The organism is Pseudomonas morbosilactucae (assembly GCF_023241665.1).
GTDB lineage: Bacteria > Pseudomonadota > Gammaproteobacteria > Pseudomonadales > Pseudomonadaceae > Aquipseudomonas > Aquipseudomonas morbosilactucae.
In genome coordinates this window covers 1-16,728 of record NZ_JALQCX010000068.1, presented here as the reverse complement: position 1 = coordinate 16,728, position 16,728 = coordinate 1, and the positions used below count along the sequence as shown (strand labels likewise).

Below are 16,728 nucleotides of genomic sequence, written 5' to 3'. Positions count from 1 at the left end.
TTAAGCGCCGATGAACAAAAAAGCCTTGCAAGGCATGACCCCTGCAAGGCTTTGGCGTGAGGCTTTGAGCTTAGCTCAAGAAGCGCCGATCAATAACGATTGGGTTCCATCTCCAGTTGCACATTGAAGCGCTCGGCGATGTCCTGCTGGATCCGTTGCGCCAGGTGCAGCAACTGCAGGCCTGTGGCCGCGCCATAATTCACCAGCACCAAGGATTGCAGGCGATGCACCCCTGCGTCGGCCTCGCGAAAGCCCTTCCACCCCGCCTGCTCGATCAACCACCCCGCCGCCAGTTTCACTTGGCCATCGGCCTGTGGATAAGCCACCAAACCTGGATGGGTCTGCTTGATCTGCGCCGCCAGCGACGCCGGCACCAGCGGGTTCTTGAAGAAGCTGCCGGCGTTGCCCAGCACCGCGGGATCGGGGAGTTTTTCACTGCGAATGGCACAAATCGCCCGGCTGACATCAAGCGGTGTCGGTTGCTCGATGCCTTGCTCGGTCAGGCGCTGACGCACTGGGCCGTAGTCCAGGTGCAGATGGGCAGCGCGATTGAGGGCAAACCGCACCCGCAGGATCAGCCAGCGCCCGGCTTGCTGCTTGAACAGGCTGTCGCGGTAAGCGAACTCGCAGTCCGCCAGGCTGAACTCCCGCAACTCGCCGGTCTGGCGATCGAGGGCGGTCAGGCCGGCGAACACGTCCTTGATCTCCACGCCGTAGGCACCGATGTTCTGCATCGGGGCAGCGCCGACCGTACCGGGGATCAGGCTAAGGTTCTCCAAGCCGGAAAGCCCCTGCTCCAGGGTCCACTGGACAAAGGGGTGCCAAGCTTCACCGGCTTGCGCCTCGACCACCACCTGCTCACCGTTGTCGCTGAGCAAGCGAATGCCTCGGGTGGCCATGCGCAAGACCAGTGCCGGAATATCGGCCGTCAGCAACAGGTTGCTGCCCCCCCCGATCACCAGCAATGGCAACGAGTGCTGGGCCGAATACGCCAGCGCCTCGCGCACATCGTCATCGCTGTGGGCCTCTGCGAACCACTGGGCCTTCACCTCGACGCCAAAGGTATTGAAGGGTTTCAGCGAAACCTGCGACTGCAACTGCAAGGTCATAGCCGCCCCTTCAATTCGATCACCAGCCGGTCGCACGCCTGCTCAAGCAGGTCTAGCACCTGTTCGAAGCCCTGCTCACCGTCGTAATACGGGTCCGGTACTTCTTCCAGGGGCGCATCAAAGCGCCGCAGGAACAGGTCCAGCTCGGCCTTGCCCTGAGCCGGTTGCAACGCTTTGAGGTGGCTCAGGTTGCTGTGGTCCATGGCGAAGATCAGGTCGTATCGAGCGAAGTCGTCGCGGCTGACCTGTTGCGCCCGCTGGGCCGACAAGTCGTAGCCGCGCCGCAGCGCCGCACGCTGGCTGCGGGCATCAGGCGCCTTGCCGATGTGCCAGTCGCCAGTCCCCGCGGAGGCAACCTCGACCTGGTCGCCCAGGCCGGCCTCGTGCAGCTTGTGTCGCAGCACGCCCTCGGCCGAAGGTGAACGGCAGATATTGCCCAGGCAAACGAACAAAACGCGCATCAGGCCTCCAGCAGACGACGAACGCGCTCGAGGTCTTCAGCGGTGTCGACACCGGCCGGCGGCGCTTCCAGGGCATCGGCGACGTGGATCCGCACACCGTGCCAGAGCGCGCGCAATTGCTCGAGGGATTCAGTGTTTTCCAACCAGCACGGGCCCCAGCTGACAAAGTCATGCAGGAAGCCGGCGCGGTAGGCATAGATGCCGATATGGCGGCGATAAGGCACGCCGGCCGGCAGTTGCTCACGGCTCTTGGCGAACGCGTCCCGCGCCCAGGGCAAGGTGGCGCGGCTGAAGGTCAGGGCCAGACCGTTGAGGTCACTGACCACCTTGACCACATTGGGATTGAACAGGGTGTCCAGATCCTCGATCGGCTCGGCCAGGGTCGCCATCCGTGCCTCGGGGTGGGCCGCCAGGTTGGCAGCCACTTGGTCGATCACCGCCGGCGGGATCAAAGGCTCGTCGCCCTGCACGTTGACCACAATGGCGTCCGCCGCCAAGCCCAATTGGCTTGCCACTTCCGCCAGGCGATCGGTACCGGAGTTGTGGTCTTCACGGGTCAGCACCACTTCGGCGCCAAAACCCTTGCAGGCCTCGACGATGCGCGCATCATCCGTGGCAACCACCACCCGCTCGGCACTACTCTTGCTGGCCTGTTCCCAGACCCACTGGATCATCGGCTTGCCGGCGATCTGTTGCAGCGGCTTGCCCGGCAGGCGGGTCGAGGCGAAACGCGACGGGATAACAACGGTAAAGGCGGTGGTCATTTATCCAGGCGCTCATCGGTGCTGAGGGTGCGGGCTTCGGTTTCCAGCATCACGGGAATGCCGTCACGAATCGGATAGGCCAGACCTGCACCCTTGCTGATCAGTTCGGTTTTGTCGGCACTGAGTTTGAGCGGGCCTTTGCAGACCGGGCAGGCGAGGATATCGAGCAACTTGGTGTCCATGAGAACTCCCTGGATAACAGCGTTTTAAGGCAAAAGACGATCAGGCAGCAGGCGCATCAGCTGGGTATCGAACCAGGCCACGAACGCCGGCGAAGGGGCCGCGTCCACCGCTAGATACCACCAGTCGGCAGCGGCGAAATCACGGCACTTCACCGCATCCTTCTCGGTCATGACCAGAGGCAGGGACGGGCTGAAATTCAAGGCTTGGGCGCTGTATTCGGCGTGATCGGCAAAAGCATGGGGAACAGGCTGCCAGTGTAGCGTTTCAAGGGTGTTGAAGAAACGCTGCGGGTTGCCGATGCCGGCCACGGCATGCAGCGCCTGGCCCGGCGGAAAGTGGGTGATCGCGCGGCGCTCGCCACTGCGCAGGTTGACCAGCGCAGAAGGCTCCAGACGAAAGGCAAAACCGTCGTCGCGGTCGGCCTCGGCGCCGTTGTAAAGGCAGGCATCCACGCTCTCCAGACGCTCCAACGGCTCACGCAGCGGACCGGCTGGCAGACAACGGCGGTTGCCCAGGCCACGGGCGGCATCAATCAGCACCAGTTCCAGATCCCGGGCCATGCGGTAATGCTGCATGCCATCGTCGGAAAGAATCAGGTCCAGGGGCTCTGCCGCCAGCAAGGCCTGCACCGCGCGGCTGCGCTCAGGGTCAATCATCAGCGGCACACCGGTGCGCTGCACAATCAGCAACGGTTCATCGCCGGCGATATCGGCACTTTGCTCAGCCTCGACCCGCCAAGGCAATTGCGGCGGCTTGGCGCCATAACCACGGCTTACCACGCCCACCCGCAGGCCGCGGCGCCGGCAGTGTTCGATCATCCACAAAATCAGCGGTGTCTTGCCGGTCCCGCCCACGGTGATGTTGCCCACCACGATCAACGGCACCGGAGGCTGGTAGATCGTGCCCTCGCGGTCCAGGAACCGCTGGCGCTTGCGCACCACCACCCGCCGGTACAACCACTCCAGGGGCCGCAACAGTTGCAGCCCGGGGTGGCCGTTGTACCAGGCGGCGAGCAAACGATCGGAAAGAGCCATCAGGGTGCCGGTGCCGCCTCGACGGTGGTCATGCGCAGATGGCTGAAGCCGAGCTTGCCGGCCGCGTCCATGGCGGTGATCACCGCTTGATGTTGGGTCTTGCCGTCGGCGCTGATGGACAGCGGCATCTGGGTGTCTCCCGCCGATTCCTTCTGCAAGGCCTCGATCAGGCTGGCCAGGTCGCTCTTGGGCAAGACCTGGTTGTTCACCGAAAACACCCCGTCGGCGCTGATGGCGATGTCCAGTTGCTTGACCTGCTGGTCTTCGGCCGGCGAGCCGCTGACCGCTTCCGGTAGGTCGACGCGCAACTGGGTTTCACGGGTGAACGTGGTGGTGACGACGAAAAACAGCAGCAGGATAAACACCACGTCGATCAACGACGCAAGGTTGATATCGACGGTTTCCCGAGGTTTGCGGCGGAATTTCACGCTTTGCCCTCAACCAGATCGACGTCACGGTCGCCCTGCACCACTTCCACCAACTTGATGGCTTCCTGCTCCATGCCGACCACCAGCTCATCGACGCGCCGTTGCAGGAAGCGGTGGAAGAACACCGCCGGGATGCCCACCATCAGGCCCGCTGCCGTGGTAATCAGTGCCTTGGAAATACCCCCGGCGAGCACGGCCGCGTTGGTGGTCATGCCCGAGCCCATGAACGAGCTGAAGATATCGATCATGCCCAGCACCGTACCCAGCAGCCCCAGCAGAGGCGCCATGGCAGCGATGGTGCCGAGGGCATTGAGGTAGCGTTCCAACTCGTGGATAACCCGGGCCGCGGCTTCTTCAATGCACTCCTTCATGATCTCGCGACCGTGCTTGGAGTTGGCCAGGCCGGCGGCGAGGATCTCGCCCAGGGGGGAATCGGCCCGCAGCTCCTTGAGCTTGTCCTTGTTCAGTTGCTTGTCTTTGATCCAGCGCCAGACCAGGCCCAACAGATGGGGCGGCGTGACACGGCTGGCGCGCAAGGTCCACAGGCGTTCGGCAATGATGCCAAGTGCTGCGATGGAACTCAGAATGATCGGCAACATCATCCAGCCGCCGGATTTGACCAATTCCCACACAGTGACAGTCCCCTCGAAAAAGTGCGCCACTCTAACATAGGGTCCAGGCGCACCGAAGACCGTGATGTCGCATGTTCCCCGCCTTTAATAACTCACGGTTATTTAAGGCATTCGCGGCACGTCGCGCCAGAAACGCCGCTCGGCCCTTAACCGGGTCGCCGTCGTGAATGCCCCCAGCTGCAGGCGCACCGCACCTTGTTCGGCACTGTCATAAATAGCCAGGCCCAGTTGCCGATAGCGCGCCATCACCACGGGATGAGGGTGACCAAAAGCGTTGCCCTGCCCTCGGGAAATCAACACCGCTGTAGGCGAAAGCGCCTTGAGCAGCGCCATGGACGATGAGGTGCCACTGCCGTGATGGGGCGCCTGCAACCACTGGGTCGGCACCGCCAGCGGGCTGGCGAGCAGGGCCCGCTCGGCGCGCACATCAATATCACCGGTCAACAATAAGCGTTCGCCGCGCGCTTCGATCAGCAGCACGCAGGAACGCTGGTTACCGTCTTCGGCCGCCGCCCATTGCCACTGGGTGAAACGCACGTCGTCCCATTGCCAACTCAAGCCACTTTGGCAAGGCCCGGACTGCAGGCTCGACGGCAATGCATCGGCTTCTCCGCTGCGCACTTCGGCCACCGGCAAGCCCCGCCACACGGCCAGGGCGCCGCCCGCGTGGTCGGCATCGGCGTGGCTGATCAACATCAGGTCCAACCGCTTGATTCCCAGCTTTTTCAAAGCTGGCAGCACCACTCGCTGCCCCAGGTCGAAATCACCGAAACGCGGGCCGGTGTCATACAGCATTGCGTGTTCCCGGGTGCGCAGGACAAAGGCCAGGCCCTGCCCCACATCCAGTTGCCAGACCTCGACCTGCCCCAGGGGCACGGCCTTGTGCGGTGGATACACCGCCAGCAGCAACAAGGGCCACCCCAACAGGCGCAGCGGTACGCCCTTGGGCAGCAGCAAAAGTAACGCCCCCAGGCTACTGATGCACCAGGCCCAAAGGGGAATGACCGGGGCGACCCAGGCCGGCCAATGCGCCGCCAGCCAGCCGAGAAAGCGAAACAACCCTTCAAGCAATCCGCCCGCCAACCACAGCAGCCCCTCGCCCACATAAGGCACAGGCAACAACAGGGTGCCCAACAACGCCGGCGGCAACACCACCAGGCTGATCCAGGGCACAGCCAGTAGATTGGCCAGGGGGCCACTGAGGCTGATGGGCAAGCCCAGCGCCAGCATGGCCGGGCACAGCCCGATGGCTATCAACCATTGAGCGCGGGTCCAGCTTTGCCACCAACGCCAGGGGCCTAAACGACCACCAAAAGTGAAGATCAGCACCGCCACCGCCGCGAACGACAGCCAGAAGCCGGGCTGCAAGCTGGCCAACGGTTCGAACAGCAGCACGGCGTTCAAGGCCAACAGCAGCGGCCACCAGGACCCCAGATGACGAAACCTCAGGCGCCATAACAGCACCAGGGCAATCATCACGCAGGCCCGCTGCACCGGCACGTCAAAACCCGCCAACAGGCCATAAACCAGGGCTGCCACCCACGCCAGGCCACAGGCCCAGGGCAGCCAAGGCAAACGCCCCGGCCATAGCCCGTAGCGCGCCAGGCCCGCCACCAGCACATAGACCACCCCCGCCAGCAAGCTGATGTGCTGCCCGGAAATCACCATCAGGTGCACGGTGCCGGTGTCCTGCAGCACTTGCCAGTCGTGGCTCGACACCCCGGAACCGTCCCCCATGACCAAGGCCGCCAGCCCGCCTTCTCGCCCTTGGGCATCGACACTCAACAGACGCTGGCGCAAGCCATCGCGCCAGGACGAGCCTGCCGGACCGAGCAAGCGGCCATCCTTGACCGTTGCGGTCGCGCCAATACGCTGCGCCAACAGCCAGGCTTCGAAGTCAAACGCCTGCAGGTTGAGCAGCCCGGCCGGGCGCCTGAGGGTGACAGCCAGACGCCAGCGCTCGCCGCTATTGACCTTGGGGCCGTCGTGCCAGGACAGGCGCACCAGGCGCGGCAAGCGGCCGCGCCGTGATTGGCCATCGCGCAGTTGGAAACGCACCACCCGCCCCGCCTGCTGCGGCAAGCCCACCACCCGCCCCTCGACCCAGCGCGTCTGCCCATCCAGCTCCCGGGGCAAGCGATCACTGAGCGCCGACTGCGCCGAAACACAGGCCCAAGTGAAACCGAAGAGAAAAAATGCCACCGGATATGTACGAAACGGCAACAGCATCAACGCCAGAATCGGCATCAACAGTAATAGCCAGCCCGGCGGCAGCACCGGCAGAAAGCGCAGTGCCAGCAGCCCCGCGGCCAGCGCCAGCATCCCTGTGCGCATCAGCTCGTCCTTGAGAGTTACTGCCCTTCTCTTGGCTTAGCCCAGTCCTCGGAGTGCCAGCTTTATCATTTGTCACAAAGTCTGAATTTGTGATCCGTAGAATCCGGTCATACTTGCCGCCTGCACCGACCGAGAAGCCTTATGCCCCGGCGCTTATTCAAACGTTACATGCCAGATCCGACCAGCATCCGGGAACACAAGTCCTTACGCTTTCTCGGCAAATTGCTGCACGATCCCAACCTCTGGCACCTCAACCGCCATTCCGTCGCCCGTGCGATGGCCGTTGGCCTGTTCGCTGCCTTTATCCCGATTCCGATGCAAATGCTCCTGGCCGCAGCGCTCGCCGTTTCGGTGCGCGGCAATATGCCAATTGCCGTGAGCCTGGTCTGGCTGACGAACCCCATTACCATGCCGCCAGTGTTTTTCTGCACCTACCAGCTCGGTGCCTGGCTGATGAACGTGCCGCCCCGCAGCCTGCCGGACGAACTGACCTGGGAATGGATCAGCGGCCAACTGTCGACCCTCTGGCAACCCTTCCTACTAGGCTCGGTGGTGGCCGGGTTGCTGCTCGGCGCACTGGCCTATTGCCTGACCATGCTTTATTGGCGCTGGTGGGTCGCCCGGCAATGGCGGCGGCGTAAACAGAGCCGCCTGTAACTCCACAACGCAAACGGCCTCCACAAGGGAGGCGTTTTTATGCCGCAGAAGAAAAGCTTACTGGCGCATGCCACGCCCGCTCACCAACAGGCGCGCACAACCGATGTAGAGCACCACGGTCGCTACCAGCATAAAGGTGATGGCCACGCTGATCTTGATGTCCGAGACGCCCAGGATGCCGAAACGGAAAGCGTTGACCATGTGCAGCACCGGGTTGGCCAGGGACACCGTCTGCCAGAACGGCGGCAGCAAAGAGATGGAGTAGAACACCCCGCCCAAGTAGGTCAGCGGCGTCAGCACAAAGGTCGGGATGATCGAGATGTCATCGAAGTTGCGCGCAAACACCGCATTGATGAACCCCAGCAACGAGAAAATCGTCGCCGTCAGTACCACCACCAGCACCGTGACGCCCAAGTGATGCACTTGCAGCTTGGTGAAGAACAACGACAACAGGGTCACGATCACGCCCACCATCAAGCCGCGCAGCACACCACCCAAGGTGTAACCGATGAGAATGGTGTGGGGCGACACCGGCGACACCATCAGCTCTTCGATCGAGCGCTGGAACTTGCTGCCGAAGAAGCTCGAGACCACGTTGCCGTAGGAGTTGGTGATCACCGACATCATGATCAGCCCGGGCACGATGTACTCCATGTAGGTGAAGCCACCCATGTCACCGATCTGCCGGCCAATCAGGTTACCGAAGATGACGAAGTACAGAACCATGGTGATGGCCGGCGGCAGCAGGGTTTGCGGCCAGATCCGGGTAAAACGCTTCACTTCGCGATAAACAATGGTTTGCAGCGCGACGAGGTTGGGTTGCAGTTCGGAACTCATACCGCCACCTTCGCCAGATTTTTCTCCACCAGGGACACGAACAACTCCTCAAGGCGATTGGTTTTGTTGCGCAGGCTCAGCACTTCGATGTTCTGCGCCGCCAACTGGGTGAACAACGCGGTAATACCCATGGCTTTGTCGACCTGCACTTCCAGGGTGTGACTGTCCAGCATGCGACTGGGGTAGCCCAGCAGTTGCGGCGCCACCGACAGGTTGTTTTTCAGGTCAAGCAGGAAGGTTTCCACATGCAACTGGCCCAGCAGATTACGCATGCTGGTGTTCTCGACAATGGTGCCATGGTCGATGATGCCGATGTTGCGGCACAGCTGCTCAGCCTCCTCCAGATAGTGGGTGGTGAGGATGATGGTGATGCCTTTCTGGTTCAGTTCGGTGAGGAAGGTCCACATCGACCGGCGCAGTTCGATGTCCACGCCGGCGGTGGGCTCATCGAGAATCAGCAGGCGCGGCTCGTGCACCAGGGCCCGGGCGATCATCAGCCGCCGCTTCATGCCGCCGGACAGCGAACGCGACGGCACATCGCGCTTGTCCCACAACCCCAACTGGGTCAGGTATTGCTCGGCCCGTTCCTTGGCGATTTTCGCCGGAATGCCGTAATAGCCGGCCTGGGTCACGACAATGTCGAAGGTCTTTTCAAACTGGTTGAAGTTGAACTCTTGCGGCACCACGCCGATGCAGCGCTTGAGCGCCGCCGGCTCGCGGTCCAGGTCGTGGCCGAAGACATTAACGGTGCCGCTGGTCTTGTTCACCAGGGTCGAGAGAATGCCGATGGTCGTGGATTTACCGGCACCGTTAGGGCCGAGCAAGGCGAAAAAGTCACCTTCGGCGACGTCCAGATCAATACCACTCAGGGCCTGGAAACCGTTGCCGTAGGTTTTGGTTAGCTGCCGGATGGACAGAGCGGAACTCATAAAGGATTACGCACCAAGGAAGGGAAAGCATTAGAGATAAGGGCAGCTCGTCAGCATTGCAACGGCGCCGGAAGCCACCAATGGTGCTTGCCGACGCCCCACAAGTACAGTCACGCGTGTTGATATTGGCTATTAAGTCAACGCGGTCATAACGGCTTTGCGGTAAGCCGGACGCTCCTGCAAACGCCCGTACCACGCCTCTAGGGCGGGCATCGACGGACGTTCGATGGGCATCTCGAACCAGGCATAAATAAAACTGCCCAAAGGAATATCGCCCACGCCAATTTCAGCTCCGGACAGATAAGGTTGCTCGCTCAAGGTGCGCTCGACCATCGACAACAGTTCACAGCAGGTAGTTTTCGCGGCGTTGATTTTGTCCCAGTCCTGCTCCTTGGCCGGGGTACGCAGCACACCCCAGAACACCTGGCGGAAGGGTTCAGCAAAAGTCGAGGTGGTCCAGTCCATCCACTTTTCAGCGCTGGCCCGGACCTGCACATCGGCGGGATACCAATGGCTGTTGGCAACATGCCGAGCCGCGAGGTAACGCACGATGGTGTTGGATTCCCACAACACAAAACCATCGTCTTCCAGCAAAGGGATGCGGCCATTGGGGTTCAGCGCCCGGTACTCCGGGGTGTTCACCACACCAAAGGCACCTCCCGCGTCCACGGCCTCGTAGGCCAAGCCCAGCTCCTCGGCGCACCAGAGTGCCTTGCGCACGTTCGACGAGTTTTTCCGACCCCAGATCTTCAGCATGACCGCTCCTCGCTAATGAATGCCGGGGCAGTCTACGCCGGTTCACAGGCGACTCAAATCGCTCTGCATATCGCCCAGGCTCTGGGGCAGGTGGTCAGCGAACAGATGGGGATAGCATTTTTCCAGGTGCTCGAAGAAGAACGGCAGCGGTACGTCGGCAAACTGGCCGTGATCCACCAGGTACTCCATCAACTGCGCGCCCTGGCGATTGAACGGGTGAAACACGCTGTCATTGAGCCCATCGAATTCCAGCGGTGCCACATCGAACAGTTCGCACAGGCCCTGATTGAATGCCGGGGTAGCCTTGACCCAACGCCCCTGCAGGTACAACTCGGTGTAGCCGTGCATGGCAAACACATCGCTGCGCAGCAACTCCAGCAGACGCGGGGTGGACAGGTGATTGCGCACATCCGCCAGGCCGATCCGCGCGGCAATCCCGCAGTGCCGCGCGCAGGCGGCCAACAGCGTGGCCTTGGGCACGCAGTAACTTTCACCGGTGGCCAGGGCATGACTGGCGCGCAAGGTCTGCGGGTCCAGGCTGAAGGTGTAGGGGTTTAGCGCACCGCTTCGCGCACGGCGTAATAGAGGCTGACAGCTTGCTGCTGTGGATCGGCACTGGCACCGCGGTGAGTTTCGGCGAACTCCACCACCGCAGGGTGGTCACTATCGATGAAGCGACTGGGACTCAGGTACGGGCGCATGAGGATGACCTCCAAGTGAAGCTCCGAGTCTATCGGGGCGTCCGCCACAGCGATAACGACGTTTCGGCCAAATCTCAGTGCCGGCACCCACCTGCCCAAGCGCGCCCCAGCGGCTGTTTTTTCATCGCTGCCAACGCACCGTTCCGGCCATCCGCTTCAGCGGATGCCGACTAAGCTCTGAGGGTTATTTTGCCCCTGGCTTCATGGAGGATTGCATATGCTGTTGTTGTGGATACTGGTTCTGGTACTCGGGATCGCCTACCTGGCGCACCGCCGCGTCGCGCCCCTGGCCGCCCTCGGCGCCGTGGCGGTCTACCTGCTGGCGATGGGTGCCTTCAGCCGCTCACCGGGCTGGCTCCTGCTGATTTTCTGGGTGCTGCTGGCCGCCGTCGCCGCGCCCCTGTTGCTGCCGGACCTGCGCCGTAAATACTTCAGCGCCCCCATGTTCGGTTGGTTCCAGAAAGTCCTGCCGCCCATGTCCCAGACCGAACGTGATGCCATTGATGCCGGCACCGTGTGGTGGGATGGCGAGCTATTTAGCGGCGCCCGGACTGGAACAAACTGCTGGCCTACCCCAAGGCCCAGTTGACCGAGGAAGAGCAGGCCTTTATCGACGGCCCGACCGAAGAGCTCTGCGCCATGGTCAGCGACTGGCAGATCGGCCAGTCCATGGACCTGCCGCCCGAAGCCTGGGCCCATATCAAGGAGCACGGTTTCTTTGCCCTGATCATTCCCAAGGAGTTTGGCGGCAAGGGTTTTTCCGCCTACGCCCACTCGCAAGTGGCGATGAAACTGGCCACCCGCAGCGGTGACTTGGCGTCCACGGTGATGGTCCCCAACTCCCTGGGCCCAGCCGAACTGCTCCTGCACTACGGCACCGACGAACAACGCAACCATTACCTGCCGCGCCTGGCCCGGGGCGACGACATCCCCTGCTTCGCCCTCACTGGCCCCCTGGCCGGCTCTGATGCCGGCGCCATGCCCGACACCGGGATTGTCTGCAAAGGCCAATGGCAAGGCGAGGAAACCCTCGGCCTGCGCCTGAACTGGGAAAAGCGCTACATCACCCTGGGCCCGGTCGCCACCCTCCTCGGCCTGGCATTCAAGGCCCATGACCCCGACCACCTGCTGGGCGACCAGGAAGACCTGGGCATCAGCCTGGCGCTGATCCCCACCGACACCCCCGGCGTGGACATCGGCCGCCGCCATCTGCCCCTGGGCGCCGCCTTTATGAACGGCCCCAACTCCGGCAAGGACGTGTTCATCCCCCTGGATTTCCTGATCGGTGGCCAGGACATGCTCGGCAAAGGCTGGATGATGCTGATGAACTGCCTGTCCGTGGGCCGTTCCATCTCCCTGCCGGCCGTGGGCACCGGCGCCGCCAAGTTCACCAGCCTGGTGACCGGCCAGTACGCCCAGGTTCGCGAGCAGTTCAACGTTCCGCTCTCGGCCTTCGAGGGCATCCAGGAAGCCCTGGCCCGCATCGGTGGCAACGCCTGGCTGATGGACAGCGCCCGCATGCTCACCGCCAATGCCGTCGACCTGGGGGAAAAACCCTCGGTGCTCTCGGCGATCCTCAAATACCACCTGACGGAGCGCGGCCGTGAATGCATCGGCCACGCCATGGACGTACACGGCGGCAAGGGCATCATCATGGGCCCCAACAATTACCTGGGCCGTAGCTGGCAGGGGGCGCCGATCTTCATCACCGTGGAAGGCGCCAACATCCTTTCGCGCAACCTGATGATCTTTGGCCAGGGGGCGATCCGCTGCCACCCCTTCGTGCTCAAGGAAATGGCCCTGGCCGGTCGCGAAGACCATGACCAGGCCGTGAAAGAATTCGACGGCTTGCTGCTGCAGCACATCGGCTTTGCTGTGAGCAACGCCGCCAGCACCCTGGTGCTCAACCTGGGCTTTGGCCACCTGGAGCAGGCCCCGGGCGACAAGCTCAGCCAGGGCTACTTCCGAGCCCTCAATCGCCAGGCTGCCGCCTTCGCCTTGCTGGCGGACCTGTCCATGATGCTTCTGGGCGGCGAACTGAAGCGTCGTGAACGCCTCTCGGCGCGCCTGGGTGATGTGCTCAGCCATCTGTACCTGGCTTCTGCCGCGCTCAAGCGCTACCACGACCTGGACTCGCCGCAGTATCTGCAGCCGCTGTTCGCCTGGGCCATGGAAGAAAGCCTCGGCCACTCGGAACGGGCCCTGGACGAACTGCTGAGCAATTTCCCCAGCCGTACCCTCGGTTGCCTGCTGCGGGTGCTGGTCTTCCCCTTCGGTCGCCGGCACAAAGGCCCGTCGGACCGACTGGACGCAGAAGTGGCCGCGATCATTGGTCGCGCCAAGGGCGATCCGGCCCTGGAAGCCGTGCTTGCCGGTTGCTATCGCCCGCAATCGAACGACGATCCGGTGGGTGCCCTGCAACATGCCTGCGACTTGCTGAGCGCTGCCCATCCCCTGCAGAAGACCCTGCACGAAGCGCTGAAAAGCGGCCAGGTCAAACCCGCTGCTGGCGAACACGCCATCGACGCGGCACTGGAAGCCGGGGTCCTGCAACCGGCCGAGGCACAGAGCCTGCGCGAGGCGGAAGCGGCGCGGCGCAAGGTCATCGATGTGGACGACTTCGCCAAAGACGAGCTGACCTTGAGCGAAGGCAAAGTCCGCTGAACCCTGGCCCCACAGCGGGGCGATTATGAAACCGGGCGCGGGAGCTATATACTCCCGCGCCCGTTTTGCTCTTGAGGCCCCCTGTCATGTCCAACGTCGTCGCCGATCATCTGGTCCTGCTGGACCACCTGCGCAGCATCCTGGTCGCGGTAGGTGAAGCCGAACAGGTTCCCGAAGAAAGCCATGCCCTGTTCCTGGAGCGCTTCGACGAACTGCGCGCTTCGCTGCCCATCGACCCGATTGAAAGCCAGTATCTGGGCCAGGACCTGCTGTGCCAGGTCATGCAACGCTACCCGCAAGTGGCGCACCTGGTGCCACGGGACCTGCTGTGGTTCTTCGCCGGCGACTGCCTGCACTACATGCCCGACGAAGAAATCGACCTGTACCAGGCCCTCGAAGAACGCCGTTTTGAAGCCGAACAGAACGACGAGCCCTTCGACTGGAACCAGGAAAAACAGTTGCTGGCGCTTTCCGCCGACGACAGCAAGCACTGATTGCTGCGCCAGGTACACAAAAGGCCCGCACGGTTCGACCGGCGGGCCTTTTTTATGGTGTCAGGTGCAAGCGATTCCCAGGCTGGCCTATTGCCCGCTGCCCGGCGCCGCCACCCCGAGGCTCGGCCGCCCCAAGGTCGGTTCCCGAGCCAGGCACTCCACCAGATAGTCGATAAACACCCGTAGCTTGGGCGGCAGATAGCGGGTGGGCGAATGCAGCAACCAGGCCCCCCCGTGGTAGGAAGCGAGAAAGGTCCACTCCGGCAACACCTGCACGATCAACCCCTGCTCCAGAGCATGCCGGGCGGTGAAATACGGCAAGCTGCCAATCCCCAAATGCTGCAACACCGCATCCAGGCGCACGCCGGTATGGTTGGCCGCGTAACGCCCGCGCACCCCGACCGTGACCGACTTGCTGCCCCGGCGGAATTTCCAGCGGGCATCGCTGGGGGTTTCACCCAGGTAGATACAACTGTGTTCGAGCAAGTCATGGGGATGGGCAGGCGTTCCGCGCTCCTCCAGGTAGCGCGGCGTGGCACACAGCAAGTGGTCGATGCGCAATAGCTGGCGCCCGATCAACCCCACCGGCGGGCGATCAGTGATGCGAATAGCCAGGTCCACGTGATCGTCGATCAGGTCGACATCGCGGTCTTCATGCAGCAGTTCCACATCGACCTTGGGGTAGCGCCGCAAAAACTCCGGCATATGGGGATGGACGACAAAACGCCCCACGGCCTTGGGCACGCTGACTCGCACAATACCTTCGGGCTCCTGGGTGAACTGCCCGCTGATCTCCATCACCGAACGGGCGGCGCTGACCATTTCGCTGCAACGCTTGAACACCTCCTCTCCGCCGTCGCTCAAGCGCAACTTGCGCGTGGTGCGTTGCAGCAACCTCATGGCCAGGGCCTTCTCCAGCCGGGAAATACTGCGGCTGACCGCCGACGGCGAAGTGCCCATTTGCCGGGCCGCCTCGGAGAAGCTGCCGGTCTCCACGACCTTGACGAAAATCGCCATTTCACCGAGCAGCGGCAGGGGAAGATTTATGCTCATAGCGCAACAGTCCTTTGAGATGTGAACGGATTATCACGCAATCCGCCTGGCCACATAATAAAAACCTCCTCCACTCAGGACCCGGAACATGACGCAACGCCTGTTTTTCCAGCACGACCTTCTGCAACACCCGGTACAGGTGCTGCACTGCACGCCCCACGAGCATGAGTTCGTCGTGGAGTTGCAGGCGACGATCTTTCATCCCCAAGGCGGCGGCCAACCCTGGGACACCGGCTGGATCGGCAACAGTCAGGTGCTGCGGGTACTCCAAGACGGCGAACGCGTCCTGCATTACGTCAGCCAGGCCGTGGAACCGGGGCTGCTGACCGCGCACGTCGATGCAGCCCGGCGCCTCTTCAACAGCCGCATGCATTCGGCCGGGCACTTGATCGGCCATTGCGTACAAGCGCTGGGCTGGACGCCGATCAAGGCGCATCACTGGCCTGGTGAGGGCAAGGTGTCATTCAAGCCGGGCGACGATCCGCAGCCAGTGGACATAGAACAGGTGCAACAACGCCTCGACCAGTGGATCGCCGAAGACCTGGAACGGCAAATCAGCCTGGACATCGGCCTGCGTCAAATTGGTTTTGGCAGCCTGCCCGCCTATGGCTGTGGCGGCACCCACGTGCGCAGCCTGCTGGAACTGGGCCAGGTGAGAATCACCTCGATCACCCAGAAAAAAGGTGTGTTGGCCGTGCTCTACGACCTGGACTGAAACCCGCTCCCCTGCCCCCTTTTACCTCGTCAATCGTCCCCTGCGCCTCGCGGAGCTTCTTTATGCCTTCCCCCTATCTGGGCGAATTTATCGCTCTGGCCACCATCCACTTTCTGGCGGTGGTTGCCCCAGGACCCGACTTCGCGGTGACCATCCGCCAAAGCGTGCGCTTTGGTCGACTGATCGGCATCTGCACCGCCGTCGGGATCGGCGCCGGGATCTCGGTGCACGTGCTCTATACGCTGCTGGGCGTCGGTGCCCTGATGCACAGCACGCCTTGGCTACTGAGTGCGGCCAAAGTACTGGGCGGCGCCTACATCCTTTACCTGGGGGTCAGCCTGCTGCGCAGCCAACCCAAAGCCTCGCTGCCGGGAGAAGCCCTCGAACAACTGGAGTTGCAACAGACCGCCGGCAAAGCCTTTATGACCGGCTTTTTGACCAACGCCACCAACCCCAAGGCCACGCTGTTTTTCCTGGCCATCTTTACCACCGTGATCAGCGCCTCGACACCGCTGAAGGTCCAGGCACTCTACGGGGCCTGGATGTGCTTGGTGAACGCCCTGTGGTTTATCGCCGTGGCGCTATTTTTCTCCAAACCCGGCGTGCGCTCGCTGTTTATGCGCCTGGGGCATTGGTTTGAACGAAGCATGGGGCTGATCCTGGTGCTGTTCGCTGGCCGCCTGATTCTCTCGATATAACCCGCGCCACACACGCAAAAGCCCTCACAGCAAAGCTGACGGGCTTTTTTTTGCAAAGCGGTATAAATCGCAGACAAACAAAAACGCCGCTCAATGAGCGGCGTTTTTGTGAAAATGGAGCGGGAAACGAGACTCGAACTCGCGACCCCGACCTTGGCAAGGTCGTGCTCTACCAACTGAGCTATTCCCGCAAATGGCGTCCCCTAGGGGACTCGAACCCCTGTTACCGCCGTGAAAGGGCCGTGTCCTAGGCCACTAGACGAAGGGGACGCAAACCCC

The 16,728-nt window shown here is 62.4% G+C and carries 16 protein-coding genes, 2 tRNA genes and 2 pseudogenes; 5 read left to right on the top strand and 15 right to left on the bottom strand.

Features of this window, described 5'->3' with window-relative positions:
• Positions 1-89: 89 nt before the first annotated feature.
• The 8 genes from murB to M1B35_RS28700 all read right to left on the bottom strand — a co-directional run bounded on the left by murB (position 90) and on the right by M1B35_RS28700 (position 6,945).
• The gene (gene murB / locus M1B35_RS28735; protein WP_268263736.1) at positions 90-1,109 is read right to left on the bottom strand and encodes a UDP-N-acetylmuramate dehydrogenase; all 1,020 of its coding nucleotides are present in this window, start codon (positions 1,107-1,109) and stop codon (positions 90-92) included.
• Positions 1,106-1,570, bottom strand: coding sequence for a low molecular weight protein-tyrosine-phosphatase (locus tag M1B35_RS28730; protein WP_123330332.1), 465 nt, complete (start codon positions 1,568-1,570; stop codon positions 1,106-1,108). The genes murB and M1B35_RS28730 overlap by 4 nt, the downstream gene beginning before the upstream one ends.
• Positions 1,570-2,334: a 3-deoxy-manno-octulosonate cytidylyltransferase gene (gene kdsB / locus M1B35_RS28725; protein ID WP_123330330.1), complete on the bottom strand. Its 765-nt coding sequence runs from the start codon at positions 2,332-2,334 to the stop codon at positions 1,570-1,572. The genes M1B35_RS28730 and kdsB overlap by 1 nt, the downstream gene beginning before the upstream one ends.
• Positions 2,331-2,516, bottom strand: coding sequence for a Trm112 family protein (locus M1B35_RS28720; RefSeq protein WP_003442540.1), 186 nt, complete (start codon positions 2,514-2,516; stop codon positions 2,331-2,333). Before M1B35_RS28720 ends, kdsB begins: the two co-directional genes overlap by 4 nt.
• A 24-nt stretch (positions 2,517-2,540) precedes the next feature.
• Positions 2,541-3,551: a tetraacyldisaccharide 4'-kinase gene (gene lpxK, locus M1B35_RS28715; RefSeq protein WP_268263735.1), complete on the bottom strand. Its 1,011-nt coding sequence runs from the start codon at positions 3,549-3,551 to the stop codon at positions 2,541-2,543.
• Positions 3,551-3,979, bottom strand: a complete 429-nt coding sequence (locus tag M1B35_RS28710) for an ExbD/TolR family protein (RefSeq protein WP_123330327.1) — start codon at positions 3,977-3,979, stop codon at positions 3,551-3,553. Before M1B35_RS28710 ends, lpxK begins: the two co-directional genes overlap by 1 nt.
• On the bottom strand, positions 3,976-4,611 hold the full coding sequence (locus tag M1B35_RS28705) for a MotA/TolQ/ExbB proton channel family protein (protein WP_185039164.1): 636 nt from the start codon (positions 4,609-4,611) through the stop codon (positions 3,976-3,978). Before M1B35_RS28705 ends, M1B35_RS28710 begins: the two co-directional genes overlap by 4 nt.
• Positions 4,612-4,713: 102 nt before the next feature.
• The gene (locus M1B35_RS28700; protein ID WP_268263734.1) at positions 4,714-6,945 is read right to left on the bottom strand and encodes a DNA internalization-related competence protein ComEC/Rec2; all 2,232 of its coding nucleotides are present in this window, start codon (positions 6,943-6,945) and stop codon (positions 4,714-4,716) included.
• A 141-nt stretch (positions 6,946-7,086) separates the two neighbouring features.
• Between M1B35_RS28700 and M1B35_RS28695 the strand changes: the two genes are divergently transcribed.
• The gene (locus tag M1B35_RS28695; RefSeq protein WP_123330320.1) at positions 7,087-7,602 is read left to right on the top strand and encodes a DUF2062 domain-containing protein; all 516 of its coding nucleotides are present in this window, start codon (positions 7,087-7,089) and stop codon (positions 7,600-7,602) included.
• Positions 7,603-7,659: 57 nt separating this feature from the next.
• On the opposite strand, the gene M1B35_RS28690 is transcribed toward M1B35_RS28695, so the two are convergent.
• The 4 genes and pseudogenes from M1B35_RS28690 to M1B35_RS28675 form a co-directional block, all read right to left on the bottom strand.
• Positions 7,660-8,439, bottom strand: coding sequence for an ABC transporter permease (locus M1B35_RS28690; RefSeq protein ID WP_268263733.1), 780 nt, complete (start codon positions 8,437-8,439; stop codon positions 7,660-7,662).
• On the bottom strand, positions 8,436-9,368 hold the full coding sequence (locus M1B35_RS28685; protein ID WP_268263732.1) for an ABC transporter ATP-binding protein: 933 nt from the start codon (positions 9,366-9,368) through the stop codon (positions 8,436-8,438). The genes M1B35_RS28690 and M1B35_RS28685 overlap by 4 nt, the downstream gene beginning before the upstream one ends.
• A gap of 132 nt (positions 9,369-9,500) precedes the next feature.
• Positions 9,501-10,124, bottom strand: coding sequence for a glutathione S-transferase family protein (locus M1B35_RS28680; protein WP_268263731.1), 624 nt, complete (start codon positions 10,122-10,124; stop codon positions 9,501-9,503).
• Positions 10,125-10,166: 42 nt separating this feature from the next.
• Positions 10,167-10,825, bottom strand: a pseudogene (locus tag M1B35_RS28675) (transglutaminase-like domain-containing protein).
• A 217-nt stretch (positions 10,826-11,042) separates the two neighbouring features.
• Here M1B35_RS28675 and M1B35_RS28670 point away from each other — a divergent pair.
• Positions 11,043-13,489, top strand: a pseudogene (locus M1B35_RS28670) (acyl-CoA dehydrogenase).
• 86 nt (positions 13,490-13,575) lie between these two features.
• The gene (locus M1B35_RS28665) at positions 13,576-13,983 is read left to right on the top strand and encodes a PA2817 family protein (protein WP_123330309.1); all 408 of its coding nucleotides are present in this window, start codon (positions 13,576-13,578) and stop codon (positions 13,981-13,983) included.
• An 87-nt stretch (positions 13,984-14,070) separates the two neighbouring features.
• Here the strand turns inward: M1B35_RS28665 and M1B35_RS28660 are convergent, their stop codons facing one another.
• Entirely contained in the window at positions 14,071-15,036 is a 966-nt protein-coding gene (locus M1B35_RS28660) for a LysR family transcriptional regulator (protein WP_268263730.1), read from the bottom strand.
• 88 nt (positions 15,037-15,124) lie between these two features.
• On the opposite strand from M1B35_RS28660, the gene M1B35_RS28655 reads away from it, so the two are divergent.
• Positions 15,125-15,751 carry an alanyl-tRNA editing protein gene (locus M1B35_RS28655; protein ID WP_123330305.1) on the top strand — a complete coding sequence of 209 codons (627 nt, stop codon included), beginning with the start codon at positions 15,125-15,127 and terminating at the stop codon, positions 15,749-15,751.
• Between the two features lie 62 nt (positions 15,752-15,813).
• Positions 15,814-16,449: a LysE family translocator gene (locus M1B35_RS28650; protein WP_268263729.1), complete on the top strand. Its 636-nt coding sequence runs from the start codon at positions 15,814-15,816 to the stop codon at positions 16,447-16,449.
• A gap of 115 nt (positions 16,450-16,564) precedes the next feature.
• On the opposite strand, the gene M1B35_RS28645 is transcribed toward M1B35_RS28650, so the two are convergent.
• Together M1B35_RS28645 and M1B35_RS28640 are read right to left on the bottom strand one after the other, a co-directional pair.
• A tRNA-Gly gene (locus M1B35_RS28645) sits at positions 16,565-16,640 on the bottom strand.
• 3 nt (positions 16,641-16,643) lie between these two features.
• Positions 16,644-16,719 (bottom strand) — tRNA-Glu (locus M1B35_RS28640).
• Between the last annotated feature and the right edge of the window lie 9 nt (positions 16,720-16,728).